Here is an 18,495-nt window from a genome sequence, read left to right as displayed (position 1 = left end):
CTGTTCCAGTTGCCTTTCTAACCAGGGGGATGCCGGTGAAGATATGCTAGCCGGTAGATTTATGGTTCCATAATTCCTGGGCATATAATTTTTTTTGAAAAATACGGTCAAAAACAGCTTTTTTTGGGCGGTTTGTTTGAATTTTTTATTAATAGTATTAAAATAATACCATATTTTTAAATGGCTATTTATATGATTTCGCCTTAAATTTGACATACATAGTTTTGAGCTATTTGAAAATATGAAATAAATTCATATCCTGTAAAACCGTATTTTTTAAGAAGAAACTGCAGATATCAGCGGTTTTTAAAAGTTTTATATAAAATACATCTTTATAATAAGTTTTATTTTTAATTGTTAAAGATTAATTGTCAATAAATGAAAATCATCATTAATTTTAAGATGGAAAAAGTATTTTAAAAATAAAATATAGTTATAAGTGTGTATATATTATAAATAATTTCTTTTTATATTGTGAGTTTCATTAAATGATTCATATATAAGCGAGTCATAATGTTGACATAATATTTCATATTTTAACGTCGTAACGTACTTTGATTTTAGGATATGATTAAAATGTACCTGAAAGAAACTCGTCCCGCATCTTCATCGTCTTTTAGGGCATCTCTTCTGCTCGCGTCCTCCCTGTCATTGGTTGTTATGAGTGGCACGGCACTGGCGAGTGGGACAAGCCAGAATATAACCATAGATCATAATGGAAAATTATTAGATATTAATGATATTGGAAATCACGATGCTAACGTCACTATAAATGGCGGAACGCTTGTGATTGACGCAAATAATGACACAGCCAATCATACGATCAATCTTCATGATGATGGAACGAATAGTGATGGCCATCAGCATTATAACTATAGTAATGATCCTCAGATGGCGCCTATCGTCAAGCCGGATAATGGGCAGCCTTTCCACTATCATATGGGCGGGACAATTGACTTGGAAGGGCATGATTATACCCCGGCAGGCAAGATAACAGGAAATGGCGGCCTGACCCTTGTGGGAACCGGTGCGCCGGGGATGCAGCAAGGGTCGACCCTTAATCTGAATCATGATAATAATTATCAGGGTGATACGACAATTGTCGGTCTGGGCGGCAACCCGGAGAAGGGGGATAGCACCCTTACCGTAAATGCAAACAGTACTAATGCGTTTGGTGTGGGGAATTCGTCTAATGGGCGAAATGCGCTCACTCTGGTTTACGGTACAGTCGTCAATCTTAATGGTGATCCAGCTGACGGCAAAAATGCCGGCGTTGAAGTGCATGGTGATATCAATGTCGATAATCACAGTGTCCTGAATTTCAACAATAGTAGTGAGGCCAGCTCCTATATTGGCGTTTTGCCTGATGGTAATGTGAATTTTAATGACCATAGCTCAGCCGGTTCGGGGCTCATTAATAACCTTAATCATATTACGTTTACCGGTGATTCAACTGCCGATAAGGTGACAATTCAGAATTCGCCTCAGGCAGGGGCTTATCGGCCTAATCCTACGAATGATCCAAACGGTTATGGGATAAGAGTGCCTTCTCTGGACGTATCAGTAGACGTTTCTGGTACCAATAAGGGAATCGCCATTGGTTCTATGTCAGATGCTGGTGGCGGCGAAGTAAAACTGGGCGGTAAAACACTGACATTAGGTGGTCTGAATAAGGACGATCATATTTCGGCTATCATCGAAGATGGTGGGAAATATGGTGGGACCGGTGGCTCTCTGAATAAAACAGGCTCCGGAACGCTGACACTTCATAATAGTAACACCTATACTGGTGAGACCAATATCGGTAAGGGGACCTTGGCTCTTTCTTCCGGTCAGGATGTGCTCGGTCATAATATTGAAGGAAGCATTTCTCAGTCCAGCAATGTTAATATAGCAGACCAGGCTAAATTCGATATCAGCGGTGTAAAAGGTGATAGCTCTTCAATAAAAGGGGTCAGCGGTCAGGGCGACGTAACGCTGGGTGATAAAACACTGACGATTACAGCGGCTGATTCAAATCATTCTTATTCCGGGGTTGTTTCTGGAAATGGTGGCCTAACGATTTCTGGAGGGAACCAGGTTCTCGATGGTTATAAGCAGCAGGAATATAAAGGTCAGACGAATATTAATGAGGGTGCCACCCTTACTCTAAATGACACTCATGGAAATATTCTCAGTAATTCATCAGACGTTAAGGTTGATGGTAAGCTTGATGTAACGCATTTACAGCTGGAGGGTCATGCTTATCCGAATGGAAAGGATTTTATAGAACTTCCTGAGAATACCACAATTACATCTCTCTCAGGGGGGAATAGTGGTAACGTCGTTCTCGCAGGCCACGGCAAGTTGGTACTCACAAATGCCCATGGTGAGTATGATGGCATCATTTCTGGTAATAAGTATGATGGTCACATCGCATCCGGTGGCTTTGCCGGGGCCGATCAGCTTGGCGGGTTAACGATCGAAAAGGGTCATGAAACCCTCGGTGGTGCTAATAGCTATACAGGCAATACGACGATTAATAATGGCGCATCACTTGCTTTGTCAGGTAATGGGTCTATTGGCAATTCAGCCTATGTCCAGAATAACGGTACATTTGATATTTCAAATGTAAATGGAAAAACTGATATTACGTCCCTTTCCGGGAACGGGAATGTTAGCCTTGGTAAGAACGACCTGGTTCTTACAAATGCGCATGGGACGGTCATCGATAATACTTCATCTGCGCAGGTTCCAGCAGGGGATAAGGCATTTACAGGCACGATCTCTGGCACCGGTGGCTTAACCGTTCAGAATGGTAAAGAGACGCTTGGTGGAGCGAACAGCTATAGCGGCAACACGAACATCAGCAATGGCGCTGAACTTGCCCTGTCCGGCAATGGTTCAATCGCCAATTCGACAGTCCATGACGAAGGCACGTTTAATGTGTCAGGAGCGAATGGCAGCACGAGCATCAACTCTCTTGCTGGCAGCGATAAAGGTTCAGTCCAGCTTGGCAGCAACAACCTGACACTGACCCATGCGGGTGACAAGTTTGATGGAGTGATTGCTGGCACAGGTGGTCTGACCGTTCAGAATGGTAAAGAGACGCTTGGCGGAGCGAACAGCTATAGCGGCAACACGAACATCAGCAACGGTGCAGAACTGGCGCTGTCAGGTAATGGCTCGATCGCGAACTCCACGGTCCACGATGAGGGCACGTTTAATGTGTCAGGAGCGAATGGCAGCACGAGCATCAACTCCCTTGCGGGCAGCGATAAAGGCTCTGTACAGCTTGGCGGCAACAACCTGACACTGACCCATGCGGGTGACAAGTTTGACGGTGTGATCTCCGGCACAGGCGGTCTGACCGTTCAGAATGGTAAAGAGACACTTGGTGGAGCGAACAGCTACAGCGGCAACACGAACATCAACAACGGTGCTGAACTGGCGCTGTCAGGCAATGGTTCAATTGCTAATTCGACAGTCCATGACGAAGGCACGTTTAATGTATCAGCAGCGAATGGCAGCACGAGCATCAACTCTCTTGCGGGCAGCGACAAAGGCTCGGTGCAGCTTGGCAGCAACAACCTGACACTGACCCATGCTGGCGATAAGTTTGATGGTGTGATTGCCGGCACGGGTGGTCTGACGGTTGCTTCCGGGACTGAGACGCTTGGTGGAGCGAACAGCTACAGCGGCAACACGAACATCAGCAATGGTGCTGAACTTGCCCTGTCAGGGAACGGCTCAATCGCCAACTCGACAGTCCATGACGAAGGCACGTTTAATGTGTCAGGAGCGAATGGCAGCACGAGCATCAACTCTCTTGCTGGCAGCGATAAAGGTTCAGTCCAGCTTGGCAGCAACAACCTGACACTGACCCATGCTGGCGATAAGTTTGATGGTGTGATTGCCGGCACAGGCGGTTTAACTGTTCAGAATGGTAAAGAGACGCTTGGTGGAGCGAACAGCTATAGTGGCAACACGAACATCAATGAAGGTGCAGAACTTGCGCTGTCAGGCAATGGTTCGATTGCCAATTCCAGTGTGAATGATGACGGTAAGTTCGACGTGTCAGCAGTCAATGGTGGTACAGACCATCAACTCGCTGTCCGGCAGCAAAACCGGTTCGGTTCAGCTGGGTGGTAATAACCTCACCTTGGCCAATGCCGGCGGAACATTTGATGGCGCAATGTCCGGCACAGGCGGCCTGATGGTTGCAGGTGGTAAAGAGACGTTTGACGGTGCAAATGTCACTATAGGAAACGCTGTTATTGATACAGCCGGCAAGCTCTCTGTTACAGATGGTGGCAACATCAATATCGGTAATCATATCACCGACAAGGGTGATCTGACGCTTGATAACAGCCATCTTACAATGACCTCCAACCCGACAGGGGTTACGAATGACAGCAGCGGGCTTTTCTATGTAGGAGCCCAGGGCGGTAATGTTGGTCACTTAAACCTGACCAATCATAGTACCATTGACGGGATCGATAAAGATGGTTTCGGAATGGCCCTGGCGATTGGCGGCTCGAAAGGTGACGTTGGTGAAGCGACCATCGACAACTCAACGGTTAATGTAAGCCAGTTGCAGATAGGCAATGAAGGAACAGGCACAGCGACCGTCTCAGGTGGCTCACAGGTTAATGTGAATAATGGCCTGGTTGTTGGCGATGACGGTAAGCATAATAATGGGATAGGCGACGCCCATGGTGATCTTACCCTGACAGGGAAAGGGACGCAGCTTACAGCGAATACGGCTGTGCCTACGAAGAACCCGCAGCACGCCATTTATATGGAAGGCTCTTCCAACATCAATGTGAATGATGGAGCGAACCTGAATATCGTTCAAAGTGGACGTCCCGAGAATGGCGTTGCGATCTATGACCATAGTGCCGTGAATCTCAATAATGGTGGCACGGTCAATCTGACGCAGCAAAATGGCAATGCAGCTTCCAAAAACTCCTTTGTTGATCTTGATGAAGGTAGTCATATCAACATCAATAATGGCTCGACACTGTCCTATCATGGTGATGTCAGCAAAGGTGAACATCTTTACCTGCATACTGGAGGCGATAGTTCCCTTAAGGTTAATGAAGGTGGCACACTTGACGTAAGCGGGGACCTGTCTGATCGGCCTGAAAATCCTGTAAGTGACATGCATTCAGTGATTGAAGTGAATGGTGGCACGATCAAAAACACAGCCGATTTCCAGACGAATGCTGATATTGAACTAGCTTCCGGCAAGCAGGGACAGTTCGACGTGGAAGGGGATTCCACACATGCCAACTATACCTATCAGGTAGGTGGAGCTGGTGGAGTTGATAAAACCGGTTCAGGAACAATGACCCTGAGCGGGGATAAAAACAGCTACACAGGTGAGACCAATATCAAAGGTGGCAGCCTTAATCTGGCCTATGGCGGAAGTATCAGTAACTCAGCTGGTGTGAATATATCGAATGGCGCATCGTTTGATATTTCCAATGCATTCCATGATAAGCCGGAAGAAATCAAAACGCTTAATGGCGAGAATGGCTCGAAAGTTCAGCTGGGTCAGAATGACCTGGCTCTCTCCGATGCCCATGGCCAGTTTGATGGAGTGATTGCTGGCACAGGTGGTCTGACCGTTCAGAATGGTAAAGAGACGCTTGGCGGAGCGAACAGCTATAGCGGCAACACGAACATCAGCAACGGTGCAGAACTGGCGCTGTCAGGTAATGGCTCGATCGCGAACTCCACGGTCCACGATGAGGGCACATTTAATGTATCAGGAGCGAATGGCAGCACGAGCATCAACTCCCTTGCGGGCAGCGACAAAGGCTCGGTGCAGCTTGGTGGCAACAACCTGACACTGACCCATGCGGGTGACAAGTTTGACGGTGTGATTGCCGGCACAGGTGGTCTGACCGTTCAGAATGGTAAAGAGACGCTTGGTGGAGCGAACAGCTATAGCGGCAACACGAACATCAGCAACGGTGCTGAACTTGCCCTGTCAGGTAATGGCTCGATCGCGAACTCCACGGTCCACGATGAGGGCACATTTAATGTATCAGGAGCGAATGGCAGCACGAGCATCAACTCCCTTGCGGGCAGCGACAAAGGCTCGGTGCAGCTTGGTGGCAACAACCTGACACTGACCCATGCGGGTGACAAGTTTGACGGTGTGATTGCCGGCACAGGTGGTCTGACCGTTCAGAATGGTAAAGAGACGCTTGGTGGAGCGAACAGCTATAGCGGCAACACGAACATCAGCAATGGCGCTGAACTTGCCCTGTCCGGCAATGGTTCAATCGCCAATTCGACAGTCCATGACGAAGGCACGTTTAATGTGTCAGGAGCGAATGGCAGCACGAGCATCAACTCTCTTGCTGGCAGCGATAAAGGTTCAGTCCAGCTTGGCAGCAACAACCTGACACTGACCCATGCGGGTGACAAGTTTGATGGAGTGATTGCTGGCACAGGTGGTCTGACCGTTCAGAATGGTAAAGAGACGCTTGGCGGAGCGAACAGCTATAGCGGCAACACGAACATCAGCAACGGTGCAGAACTGGCGCTGTCAGGTAATGGCTCGATCGCGAACTCCACGGTCCACGATGAGGGCACGTTTAATGTGTCAGGAGCGAATGGCAGCACGAGCATCAACTCCCTTGCGGGCAGCGATAAAGGCTCTGTACAGCTTGGCGGCAACAACCTGACACTGACCCATGCGGGTGACAAGTTTGACGGTGTGATCTCCGGCACAGGCGGTCTGACCGTTCAGAATGGTAAAGAGACACTTGGTGGAGCGAACAGCTACAGCGGCAACACGAACATCAACAACGGTGCTGAACTGGCGCTGTCAGGCAATGGTTCAATTGCTAATTCGACAGTCCATGACGAAGGCACGTTTAATGTATCAGCAGCGAATGGCAGCACGAGCATCAACTCTCTTGCGGGCAGCGACAAAGGCTCGGTGCAGCTTGGCAGCAACAACCTGACACTGACCCATGCTGGCGATAAGTTTGATGGTGTGATTGCCGGCACGGGTGGTCTGACGGTTGCTTCCGGGACTGAGACGCTTGGTGGAGCGAACAGCTACAGCGGCAACACGAACATCAGCAATGGTGCTGAACTTGCCCTGTCAGGGAACGGCTCAATCGCCAACTCGACAGTCCATGACGAAGGCACGTTTAATGTGTCAGGAGCGAATGGCAGCACGAGCATCAACTCTCTTGCTGGCAGCGATAAAGGTTCAGTCCAGCTTGGCAGCAACAACCTGACACTGACCCATGCTGGCGATAAGTTTGATGGTGTGATTGCCGGCACAGGCGGTTTAACTGTTCAGAATGGTAAAGAGACGCTTGGTGGAGCGAACAGCTATAGTGGCAACACGAACATCAATGAAGGTGCAGAACTTGCGCTGTCAGGCAATGGTTCGATTGCCAATTCCAGTGTGAATGATGACGGTAAGTTCGACGTGTCAGCAGTCAATGGTGGTACGACCATCAACTCGCTGTCCGGCAGCAAAACCGGTTCGGTTCAGCTGGGTGGTAATAACCTCACCTTGGCCAATGCCGGCGGAACATTTGATGGCGCAATGTCCGGCACAGGCGGCCTGATGGTTGCAGGTGGTAAAGAGACGTTTGACGGTGCAAATGTCACTATAGGAAACGCTGTTATTGATACAGCCGGCAAGCTCTCTGTTACAGATGGTGGCAACATCAATATCGGTAATCATATCACCGACAAGGGTGATCTGACGCTTGATAACAGCCATCTTACAATGACCTCCAACCCGACAGGGGTTACGAATGACAGCAGCGGGCTTTTCTATGTAGGAGCCCAGGGCGGTAATGTTGGTCACTTAAACCTGACCAATCATAGTACCATTGACGGGATCGATAAAGATGGTTTCGGAATGGCCCTGGCGATTGGCGGCTCGAAAGGTGACGTTGGTGAAGCGACCATCGACAACTCAACGGTTAATGTAAGCCAGTTGCAGATAGGCAATGAAGGAACAGGCACAGCGACCGTCTCAGGTGGCTCACAGGTTAATGTGAATAATGGCCTGGTTGTTGGCGATGACGGTAAGCATAATAATGGGATAGGCGACGCCCATGGTGATCTTACCCTGACAGGGAAAGGGACGCAGCTTACAGCGAATACGGCTGTGCCTACGAAGAACCCGCAGCACGCCATTTATATGGAAGGCTCTTCCAACATCAATGTGAATGATGGAGCGAACCTGAATATCGTTCAAAGTGGACGTCCCGAGAATGGCGTTGCGATCTATGACCATAGTGCCGTGAATCTCAATAATGGTGGCACGGTCAATCTGACGCAGCAAAATGGCAATGCAGCTTCCAAAAACTCCTTTGTTGATCTTGATGAAGGTAGTCATATCAACATCAATAATGGCTCGACACTGTCCTATCATGGTGATGTCAGCAAAGGTGAACATCTTTACCTGCATACTGGAGGCGATAGTTCCCTTAAGGTTAATGAAGGTGGCACACTTGACGTAAGCGGGGACCTGTCTGATCGGCCTGAAAATCCTGTAAGTGACATGCATTCAGTGATTGAAGTGAATGGTGGCACGATCAAAAACACAGCCGATTTCCAGACGAATGCTGATATTGAACTAGCTTCCGGCAAGCAGGGACAGTTCGACGTGGAAGGGGATTCCACACATGCCAACTATACCTATCAGGTAGGTGGAGCTGGTGGAGTTGATAAAACCGGTTCAGGAACAATGACCCTGAGCGGGGATAAAAACAGCTACACAGGTGAGACCAATATCAAAGGTGGCAGCCTTAATCTGGCCTATGGCGGAAGTATCAGTAACTCAGCTGGTGTGAATATATCGAATGGCGCATCGTTTGATATTTCCAATGCATTCCATGATAAGCCGGAAGAAATCAAAACGCTTAATGGCGAGAATGGCTCGAAAGTTCAGCTGGGTCAGAATGACCTGGCTCTCTCCGATGCCCATGGCCAGTTTGATGGAGTGATTGCTGGCACAGGTGGTCTGACCGTTCAGAATGGTAAAGAGACGCTTGGCGGAGCGAACAGCTATAGCGGCAACACGAACATCAGCAACGGTGCAGAACTGGCGCTGTCAGGTAATGGCTCGATCGCGAACTCCACGGTCCACGATGAGGGCACATTTAATGTATCAGGAGCGAATGGCAGCACGAGCATCAACTCCCTTGCGGGCAGCGACAAAGGCTCGGTGCAGCTTGGTGGCAACAACCTGACACTGACCCATGCGGGTGACAAGTTTGACGGTGTGATTGCCGGCACAGGTGGTCTGACCGTTCAGAATGGTAAAGAGACGCTTGGTGGAGCGAACAGCTATAGCGGCAACACGAACATCAGCAACGGTGCTGAACTTGCCCTGTCAGGTAATGGCTCGATCGCGAACTCCACGGTCCACGATGAGGGCACATTTAATGTATCAGGAGCGAATGGCAGCACGAGCATCAACTCCCTTGCGGGCAGCGACAAAGGCTCGGTGCAGCTTGGTGGCAACAACCTGACACTGACCCATGCGGGTGACAAGTTTGACGGTGTGATTGCCGGCACAGGTGGTCTGACCGTTCAGAATGGTAAAGAGACGCTTGGTGGAGCGAACAGCTATAGCGGCAACACGAACATCAGCAACGGTGCAGAACTGGCGCTGTCAGGTAATGGCTCGATCGCGAACTCCACGGTCCACGATGAGGGCACATTTAATGTATCAGGAGCGAATGGCAGCACGAGCATCAACTCCCTTGCGGGCAGCGACAAAGGCTCGGTGCAGCTTGGTGGCAACAACCTGACACTGACCCATGCGGGTGACAAGTTTGACGGTGTGATTGCCGGCACAGGTGGTCTGACCGTTCAGAATGGTAAAGAGACACTTGGCGGAGCGAACAGCTATAGCGGCAACACGAACATCAGCAACGGTGCTGAACTTTCCCTGTCAGGCAATGGCTCAATTGCCAACTCGACGGTCCATGACGAAGGCACATTTAATGTGTCAGGAGCGAATGGCAGCACGAGCATCAACTCCCTTGCTGGCAGCGACAAGGGTTCGGTCCGGCTGGGTGCCAACAACCTGACATTGGCAAACGCCAACGGTAAGTTTGACGGTGTGATCTCCGGCACAGGCGGTCTGACCGTTCAGAATGGTAAAGAGACACTTGGTGGAGCGAACAGCTACAGCGGTGATACGAACATCAGCAATGGTGCAGGACTGGCGTTGTCTGGTAATGGTTCGATCACGAACTCCACAGTCAATGATGAAGGCACGTTCGATGTATCAGGAGCGAATGGCAGCACGAGCATCAACTCCCTTGCGGGCAGCGATAAGGGTTCGGTCCGGCTGGGTGCCAACAACCTGACATTGGCAAACGCCAACGGTAAGTTTGACGGTGTGATCTCCGGCACAGGCGGTCTGACCGTTCAGAATGGTAAAGAGACACTTGGCGGAGCGAACAGCTATAGCGGTGATACGAACATCAGCAATGGTGCAGGACTGGCGTTGTCTGGTAATGGTTCGATCACGAACTCCACAGTCAATGATGACGGTAAGTTTGACATCAAGCATGCTAAAGATGGCGCATCAGTGGGTTCTCTGGCTGGAAAGGGTTCAGTGGAGCTTGGTAATAACAACCTGACACTGGCTCATGCGGGGAATCAGTTTGATGGCACAATTACTGGGACAGGTGGCCTCACGGTTGCAGGTGGGAATGAAACGCTTACCAATGTAGGTAACAGCTACACTGGTCAGACCAGCATAAATAATGGAGCCGAACTTGCTCTATCGGGGAGTGGTTCTGTCAGTCAGTCATCAGGTGTTTATGATGATGGCACATTTGATGTGAATAATGTCACGGGTGGGAATGTTGCAATCAACTCTCTTTCTGGTGGAGATAAAGGTTCAGTTCAGCTTGGTAAAAATAACCTCACATTGGCAAACGCCAGTGGCAGATTTAATGGGACAATTTCTGGTAATGGTGGTGTGACACTCGCCGGTGGAAACGAAGTGTTCGGTGGGGCCAATAATTATGCGGGTGAAACGAATATTAATTCCGGTAACCTCGAAATTGATGGTGACCAGACCAATGCAAAAGGCAAAACAACTGTTAATAGTAATGCGACACTAAGTGGTGCAGGGACTGTTGGTGGAGACGTTGTCGTGGGTGCTGGAGGGACTCTCTCCGCAGGTAATAATGGTGGTGCCGGTATTGGCGACTTGCATATTAATGGAAATCTGACTTTACAGGATAATTCCACCCAGAAATTCACAGAAGGTGAAAGTCACGTCTCAGGCGGGAAATCGAACGATCTTGTGGAAGTCGGAGGGAATCTGACCCTTGGCGGTAAATTAAAGCTGGAAGATAAGGGAGATGTATCGCAGTTAGACGAAAACAATCAGAAAACTTATCAGGTCTATAAATATAAAGGACAGCTTTCAGGCCAGGATAAACAGGAACTTTCCTCTATGAATGTTGAGGATGGTGTCAGTCTGACCCTCCAGACGTCTAAAGCAGGAGAAGTGAATGTTGTCGTTAATGACCGGGATGTGACCTATTTCCATTCAGGAAATGACTCAGTCAGCGCTCAATCAGGACGGGCAGCTTCTGATGGTTCAATGCCGGTTAACGAATGGAGTGCGTCCATTAAAGGACTGGGATTAACAAACTGGACAGATTCAACTGGGAAAGACACAAGTTCGTGGAACAGAGATAATACGGCTATCTTTGATGAGTCTGCGAGTGTCATTAAGGTTAATGATCATAAAGACGGGCAAACGGCACCAGTAAGAATTGGTGGCCTGAAATTCCAGAATGAGGATGGCAAAGCCTTTGTCATCACAGGTGATGATCTTTATAGTAAGACTAAAGATACCTATATCAGTGTCGGAAATGGCATGAAAAAAGGAGCTCCGGTTACTGCAGAGCTGAATACTGCCATTAATGACAGACTCTCCGAAATTGCTCCTCAATTGGTTAAAGCAGAAGAAACTGATGTTAATCTGCACAAGGATGACGTAGGGACGTTGCGTGTGACGGCTGACCAGAAATACCATGGCAAGACGATTGTCGATGGTGGTAATCTCGAAGCTGACGCAAATCTCACAATGTCTTCTGGTGTAGAAGTTAACCAGGGCGGCACATTGTCAGGTAATGGGGCAGTCAGTAGCGTTACGGCACATGCCGGGGGCACTGTTTCTGCCGGAACCGTCAAGGATCCTGCCGGTAATCTAAACGTTAATGGTGACCTTACAATGGAAAAAGGTTCAAACCTTGCTGTTAACGTCGTCAAGGCTCCGGCAACATGGTCCAAAGAGAGTTTGTTGAGAAACACGTCCGCAAATACTGCAGATAGTGGTCGTACGAACAATATGATCTTTGTGACAGGTATGGCTAATCTGAACAATTCCAATGTGAATGTTAACTTTGCCAAGAATGTGCAATTGGCTTATGGGCAGTCTTATGATTTCCTTGTTGCTGATAAAGGCATTACGGCGAACGGCACCAAGCTGGTCACAAATATGGGTAGCAAATATGCATTCCTTGATCCTAAATTGGGTATCAAGGCAGCGGCAAAACCCGTTCCTAAGATTGAAACTCGGGACGGTGATAGCGATCCAATTACGGGCAGTACGTCATCAGTAGGTGATAAGGCAGAAGATGCGTATGTTTATATGGGTCGTAACGATACGTCATTTGGATCCATGGCACTGACACGTAACCAGCGTGAGGTTGCACGTGCTCTTGACAGGCTTGATAAACTTAACCCGATGGTTCGCCCAAATTCAGATAACCCTGTGCTTGATGCGGCCTATCAGATCAATAAAGGGCAGGAAAGAAGAAGTTTCGACTCATTCTCTGGTGAAATTCATGCTTCAGCAAGAACGGCCCTTATCCAGGACAGCTTCTATATAAGAGAGGCAGCATTGAACCGTCTGGCTATGGCCGATTGTGATGTGAATGGCGATTACGGGATCAGCACAGCGGACGCCAAAACAGGCAAGAGAATTGACGGAAAATGTGAATCATCTTCTCTGGTTCTATGGGGTGAAGCCTACGGAAGTCGTGGGAATAATTCCGGTGATGGTAATGCTTCGGCTATGCATCACTCCAGCACAGGCTTTATTATGGGAGCGGATGCTCCGGTATTTAATACCTGGCGTGTTGGTGGTCTGGTCAGCTATGGCCGTTCAATGTTCAGTACCAAAAACACACCTGCCAGTGGCTACAGCAATAACGCTTCAGTCAGTGCTTATGCGGGGACACATTGGAATAATGTCTATCTCCGCATGGGTATCGCTTATACCTGGAACATGATGAACGTTAATCATACAGCGACCTATGCTGATGAACGCCGTAAGTCGAACAGCAATTACCGTGCAGGTACAGCTCAGGCCTTTGCGGAGATGGGTTATCGGTTCCACTTCAAGAATGCGATCATTGAGCCATTTGCAAATGTTGCCTATGTCAATCTGGACACAGATAAATTCAAAGAAGGTGGCGCTCTGGGACTTCGTGGTAAGAACTCAGATACGGGTGTTACATTCTCAACCTTCGGTGTTCATATGATGACAAGCTTTAAAGCAACGCAGCATATGATTGTGAAACCTTATGCAACGGTGGCTTATAGACACGCATTTGGTGAGTTGACACCAACGGCTCATGAACTGTTCAGGCAGGGTCAGCAGGGTGGAACGATGGATATTGCCGGTGTGCCTTTGTCCAAAGATTCAGCACTGGTTGATGCCGGGTTCTCTCTGAACGTTACCGATAGCCTGGATCTCAAACTTTCCTATATCGGTCAATATGGCAACCAGTCAGTTGACAGTGGGGGAAGAGCCCAGCTTTCTATGAAGTTCTAAGAAAAAAGAGGGCATAGTTTCTGTGCCCTTTCTTTCCTCGATTTCTGAAACTCTGAAACCTCTATATTGCCTATCCAAGGTGGTATGGAGGTTTTTTTGTAGAATTGTCCGGGAGATAAGTTTCAGGACAATAATTGTTTTGGGAGAAAAGTCTTTTTAGGTAGCAAGAAAATCGTTAGACTGCTTCGGTATTTTATAACGTTGGCATAGATAAAATTCATGAAGCTGTTACATCCTGTTTCTAATGGCCTTTTTCTCACTGGAAAGGCGTTTTTTCTTATGTCTGTTCTTGTGTTTACAGGGCAGTTTTGTGAGGCAGGCGCTGAAACGAAGCATCACCTTCTTCCTCCCCAAAGCATTCATCATAGAAAACATCCAGGGAAAACGGCTCAGAAACATAAAGAAAAAGGTAAAAAATCCCTGAAACAGCATAAGAGTGCCACCTCTGTGAAGGCGTCTTTAGGAACGGGAGGCGCTGCTGGAGCCATTGCGGGTGGGGCTGTTGCGGCCAAAGCGCAAACACAGCCGGTTAATAATGCATCATCAAATCCGCTTCCGACTGAACAGGAAAAAGGGACGGATACGGGTTATCCTATTCCCCGTTTTGCCTCTTTGCGGGCTGATCGCGTGTATATGAGACGGGGGCCGGGGGATCGTTATCCTATTGAGTGGGTTTATCATCGCCGTGGCTTGCCAATGAAAATTGAACGGGAGTTTGATGTATGGCGCCTGGTTGAGGATTCAGAAGGCCAGAAGGGGTGGGTGCATAGAGTCACGTTAAGAGGGAACCGTACATTTGTTGTTCTTGGAAATGATGAAAACAAGACACAGGATACTAAAAATTCTTTTTCTAAACACGCTGACCCCTACGTGGTAGGTTACGTTCCGCCACAGGACATAGGCCATCAGAAAGGCGATTATACTTATCTTTTAAGTTCAGCAGGACCAGATCAAAGAGTGATTGCTTTATTAAAGGCTGGAGTAGTCGGGCAGCTTGTAGCCTGTCCGGTAAAATCAGCCTGGTGTCAGGTCAAGGTCGCCGATCATGAAGGTTGGGTACAACGTAAATATATCTGGGGGCTTTTTCCTGAGGAGGTTATAGAATCAAAGTAATCAGAATTGAGGATATAATGACCAATATTGCAGGTGACCGACGCACAAAAATTGTTGCAACCCTTGGACCGTCTTCATCATCACCGGAGGTAATTTTATCTTTAGCAAAAGCCGGTGTGAATGTTTTTCGTCTGAATTTTTCTCATGGGTCGCATAAAGAACATGCTGCTCGGCATCAGGCAGTTCGTGAAGCTGAACAAATTATAGGGCATCCTCTCGCTATTCTCGCTGACTTGCAGGGCCCGAAATTACGGGTTGGTGTTTTTGCAAACGGGCCTGTTATGCTCCGTGCCGGGCAACATTTCCGGCTGGATCGAGATGAAACCCCCGGGGATGAAAATCGCGTTTGCCTTCCACATCCAGAAATTATTCAGGCTGTTGATATCGGGCATCGCCTACTGCTGGATGATGGGAAACTGGCTCTCAAGGTTTTGTCAAAAACAGCAGATTCTCTCGAGACTGAGGTCATCATAGGGGGGAAATTATCAGAGCGTAAAGGCGTCAATGTCCCGGACGTTATTCTGCCTATTCCCGCTTTGACTGAAAAAGACAAAGACGATTTTAATTACGCATTGTCTCTAGGTGTTGATCTGGTAGCCTTATCTTTTGTGCAGAAACCGGAAGATGTCATGGAGGCGCAGAAAATCGCCAAGGGACGTGCATGGATTGTTACAAAGCTGGAAAAGCCCCAGGCTGTTGATTGCCTGGAAAAAATTATTCACCATTCAGATGCCGTGATGGTTGCTCGTGGGGATCTTGGTGTTGAGCTGCCGGCTGAAGATGTTCCTGTAACGCAAAAACGTGCCATTTCCGAAGCACGTCGGCAGGGACGCCCGGTAATCGTGGCAACACAGATGCTTGAAAGCATGATCGAAAGCCCGACCCCGACCAGGGCTGAAGTGTCAGATGTTGCGAATGCTGTTTATGATGGTGCTGATGCCGTCATGCTTTCAGCTGAAAGTGCAGCAGGGCGCTACCCTTTAGAGGCAGTGCAGATGATGGTGCGGATTGCCACACGTGTTGAGCGTGATCCGCAATGGCGTGCTCGTATGGACAAGATGCGCCCTCCCGTTGAACATACAATTCAAGGCTCATTGGCCCAATCGGCCTGGGATGTCGGACATACCTTGAATGCCGCTGCTCTGGCAGTCCATTCAAGAAGTGGACGCGGCGTTATTACCGTTGCACGGGAGAGGCCCTATAATCCGGTTGTATCCTTAAGTGATAGAACCGTTGCACGCCGCCTATGCGTGGTCTGGGGGGTCTATCCCGTCGTTCATCCCATGACTGATGAAGCTATGGGAATTGAAGATCTGGACGGTCCTGTCTCAGAGATGATGCTTGAACGGTCTCTGGCGAAGGAAGGGCAGCATGTTATTCTTCTGGCCGGGCTTCCTTTTGGCCGAGCAGGCAGTACGAATACCTTGCGCGTTATAAAAATTTAACTCAGGTTCACAGAGATGGAGAAAAAGCCCGGCTTATAATCCGGGCTTTTTTTGTGACGTATCACTAAACCTGCTTTTTATCGATCAAGGTCTGCCTGATTAATTTACCGCGTTTAATACGGTCTGTAATTGCATCAGCATCGTTGTCCCGGATTGCCTGAGCCATTTTTTCTGTTTCATCTTTAAAACGGTCAAGTGTCTCAAGAATAACGTCACGATTGGCGAGAAAGATATCGCGCCACATGATGGGGTCAGAGGCGGCGATACGCGTAAAATCCCTGAAGCCCGAAGCTGCATATTCAAGGACGTCGGCACGAAGATCGCTGGAGAGATTGGCCGCGGTGTCACAGATTGTAAAAGCCAGAAGATGTGGAAGATGGCTGACCATGGCGCAGACACGGTCATGATAATCGTCATTAATGATACGCGTTCTGGCACCGCATCTTTGCCATAGGGATTCAATTTTCTGAATGGAAGATTTCTGAGCCTGCGAGGGCGGTGTCAGCAGACACCAACGATTTTCGAAAAGCGTTGAAAATCCTGCATCCGGGCCGGAAAATTCGGTGCCAGCCATAGGGTGAGCGGGGACGTAATCAACCCCCGCCGGCAAGGCTGTAGAGATTTCGATACCAAGGCGCCCCCGGACTGAAGCAACGTCGCTGAGGATACTGCCTGGTTTCATATGAGGAAGCACCTTGAGTGCGACCTCCTGAACCGCGCCGGTCGGAATGGAAAGAATAACGACATCAGCATCCTTGACCCCTTGAGCAAGGTCAGTTGTGCAGAAATCAGCAATCTGGAGCTCACTCACCCGTTTGAGCACATCTGCATTATTGTCAATGGCCGTTATATAGTGCGCTAGGTCTCCTTTTTCTTTCGCCCGGCGTAAAAGGGAGGACCCGATGAGACCTGGTCCTACGATCGCCATATGTCCAAAGAGAGGAGAGTGATTCACATCCATAATAACAGCTTTGCTAAAGTGTTTTTTTGAGATTACGAAGCTCGGAAATCTGCCACAATATAAGCACAGGTACGCCAATTATGATATCGCGCCCGCGTCTTAACAAAGAAAGGGAGAAAGAAATATCTGTGCTGATCCCGAAAATAAGACCGACTGCCATATAGGCGCCTTCCTGCACACCAAGAGATCCTGGGACAAAAAAACCGACTGACATCATCCCGCAAACGACCCCTTCCAGAGCTATGGCATCAAAGAAGGAGAGCGATACGCCCAGAAAAAAGAGCGCAACCCACGTTATAACGGCGCTGGCAAGCCAGAAAACAAGGTGAAGAAAGGCGCCGCAAGCAATATGTCTGGGATTGTCCCAGAGTTTTTCAAGTGCCGTCTGAAAGGAAGAGGTATTGTTATGGAGGCTTTCTTCCCAGCTTGCAGCGATATGACGCGACAGAAATCGTCCTATTTTACCGAGAATATTCCCGCTTTTTTTCTGGCTCCAGATAAAACCGGCAATTCCGGCTGTCAGGAGTGAGAGGCCAATAATCAGGGGCGTTATAAAACGTCCGGCTTCCTGATGGCCTAATAGGCAGAGCAGGGCAAACAGGATAAAGACAATCTGGGCAAGCGTCTCGCACGTAATATCAACGATATTAGCTGCAATGGCCTCGGCCCAGCTGATTTGCGGACGAGCACTTTTTTTGTCAGAGGAGGTCTGGGGTATTGTTGCCTTCACACCGGCAATCATCCCGCCTAATTGTGAGAAAGGGAGACAGGCCCCAGCGGCATCTCTGACAAAACGCGCCAGAACCAGGCGTTTCCACGATATTTCCCGAACGCTGCCTTTCCACGAAAAGCCCAGACCGAAATTAATGATAAGCTGGAGGAAAATCAGGACAAAAAAACCTGTAAACCCGACCTTTGAAAGAGCTGTTTCAATGGGGCCGATTCCCGCCTGGGCCGTCAGATAGGCAAAAAGCAGAATACCGATAAAAGTCAGGCCATAGGGAAGGGTTTTTTTTAGCGTTGGGCTCATAAAAAATTATATTTTTATTTTCTGTATTCGTGAGAAAAGAAACAACTTCTTCTCTGTGGGGTATTCTTTTTACAGGAGAGTGATTCCGTATTATACCCCA

At 48.6% G+C, this 18,495-nt stretch carries 6 protein-coding genes; 4 read left to right on the top strand and 2 right to left on the bottom strand.

Features of this window, described 5'->3' with window-relative positions:
- Positions 1 to 567: 567 nt before the first annotated feature.
- The 4 genes from ACSYSY_RS05460 (at position 568) to pyk (ending at position 16,404) form a co-directional block, all read left to right on the top strand.
- Positions 568 to 4,131 carry a beta strand repeat-containing protein gene (locus tag ACSYSY_RS05460; RefSeq protein WP_491706576.1) on the top strand — a complete coding sequence of 1,188 codons (3,564 nt, stop codon included), beginning with the start codon at positions 568 to 570 and terminating at the stop codon, positions 4,129 to 4,131.
- Positions 4,067 to 13,846, top strand: coding sequence for an autotransporter-associated beta strand repeat-containing protein (locus tag ACSYSY_RS05455; RefSeq protein ID WP_491706575.1), 9,780 nt, complete (start codon positions 4,067 to 4,069; stop codon positions 13,844 to 13,846). The genes ACSYSY_RS05460 and ACSYSY_RS05455 overlap by 65 nt, the downstream gene beginning before the upstream one ends.
- Before the next feature lie 279 nt (positions 13,847 to 14,125).
- Positions 14,126 to 14,959 carry an SH3 domain-containing protein gene (locus ACSYSY_RS05450; protein WP_491706574.1) on the top strand — a complete coding sequence of 278 codons (834 nt, stop codon included), beginning with the start codon at positions 14,126 to 14,128 and terminating at the stop codon, positions 14,957 to 14,959.
- A gap of 17 nt (positions 14,960 to 14,976) precedes the next feature.
- The gene (gene pyk, locus ACSYSY_RS05445) at positions 14,977 to 16,404 is read left to right on the top strand and encodes a pyruvate kinase (RefSeq protein ID WP_491706573.1); all 1,428 of its coding nucleotides are present in this window, start codon (positions 14,977 to 14,979) and stop codon (positions 16,402 to 16,404) included.
- A gap of 64 nt (positions 16,405 to 16,468) precedes the next feature.
- On the opposite strand, the gene ACSYSY_RS05440 is transcribed toward pyk, so the two are convergent.
- Together ACSYSY_RS05440 and ACSYSY_RS05435 are read right to left on the bottom strand one after the other, a co-directional pair.
- Positions 16,469 to 17,365 carry a prephenate dehydrogenase/arogenate dehydrogenase family protein gene (locus tag ACSYSY_RS05440; RefSeq protein WP_491706572.1) on the bottom strand — a complete coding sequence of 299 codons (897 nt, stop codon included), beginning with the start codon at positions 17,363 to 17,365 and terminating at the stop codon, positions 16,469 to 16,471.
- Between the two features lie 13 nt (positions 17,366 to 17,378).
- Positions 17,379 to 18,395 carry a lysylphosphatidylglycerol synthase domain-containing protein gene (locus tag ACSYSY_RS05435; RefSeq protein ID WP_491706571.1) on the bottom strand — a complete coding sequence of 339 codons (1,017 nt, stop codon included), beginning with the start codon at positions 18,393 to 18,395 and terminating at the stop codon, positions 17,379 to 17,381.
- Between the last annotated feature and the right edge of the window lie 100 nt (positions 18,396 to 18,495).

Source organism: Aristophania sp. ESL1100 (genome assembly GCF_058511235.1).
This window is presented reverse-complemented; position numbering and strand designations above follow the sequence as displayed.

What these genes read in the sequence shown, in the direction of transcription:
- ACSYSY_RS05460 (WP_491706576.1), top strand. Translation starts at nt 568, where the DNA reads ATGATTAAAATGTACCTGAAAGAAACTCGTCCCGCATCTTCATCGTCT.
- ACSYSY_RS05455 (WP_491706575.1), top strand. Translation starts at nt 4,067, where the DNA reads ATGGTGGTACAGACCATCAACTCGCTGTCCGGCAGCAAAACCGGTTCG.
- ACSYSY_RS05450 (WP_491706574.1), top strand. Translation starts at nt 14,126, where the DNA reads ATGTCTGTTCTTGTGTTTACAGGGCAGTTTTGTGAGGCAGGCGCTGAA.
- pyk (WP_491706573.1), top strand. Translation starts at nt 14,977, where the DNA reads ATGACCAATATTGCAGGTGACCGACGCACAAAAATTGTTGCAACCCTT.
- ACSYSY_RS05440 (WP_491706572.1), bottom strand. Translation starts at nt 17,365, where the DNA reads ATGGATGTGAATCACTCTCCTCTCTTTGGACATATGGCGATCGTAGGA.
- ACSYSY_RS05435 (WP_491706571.1), bottom strand. Translation starts at nt 18,395, where the DNA reads ATGAGCCCAACGCTAAAAAAAACCCTTCCCTATGGCCTGACTTTTATC.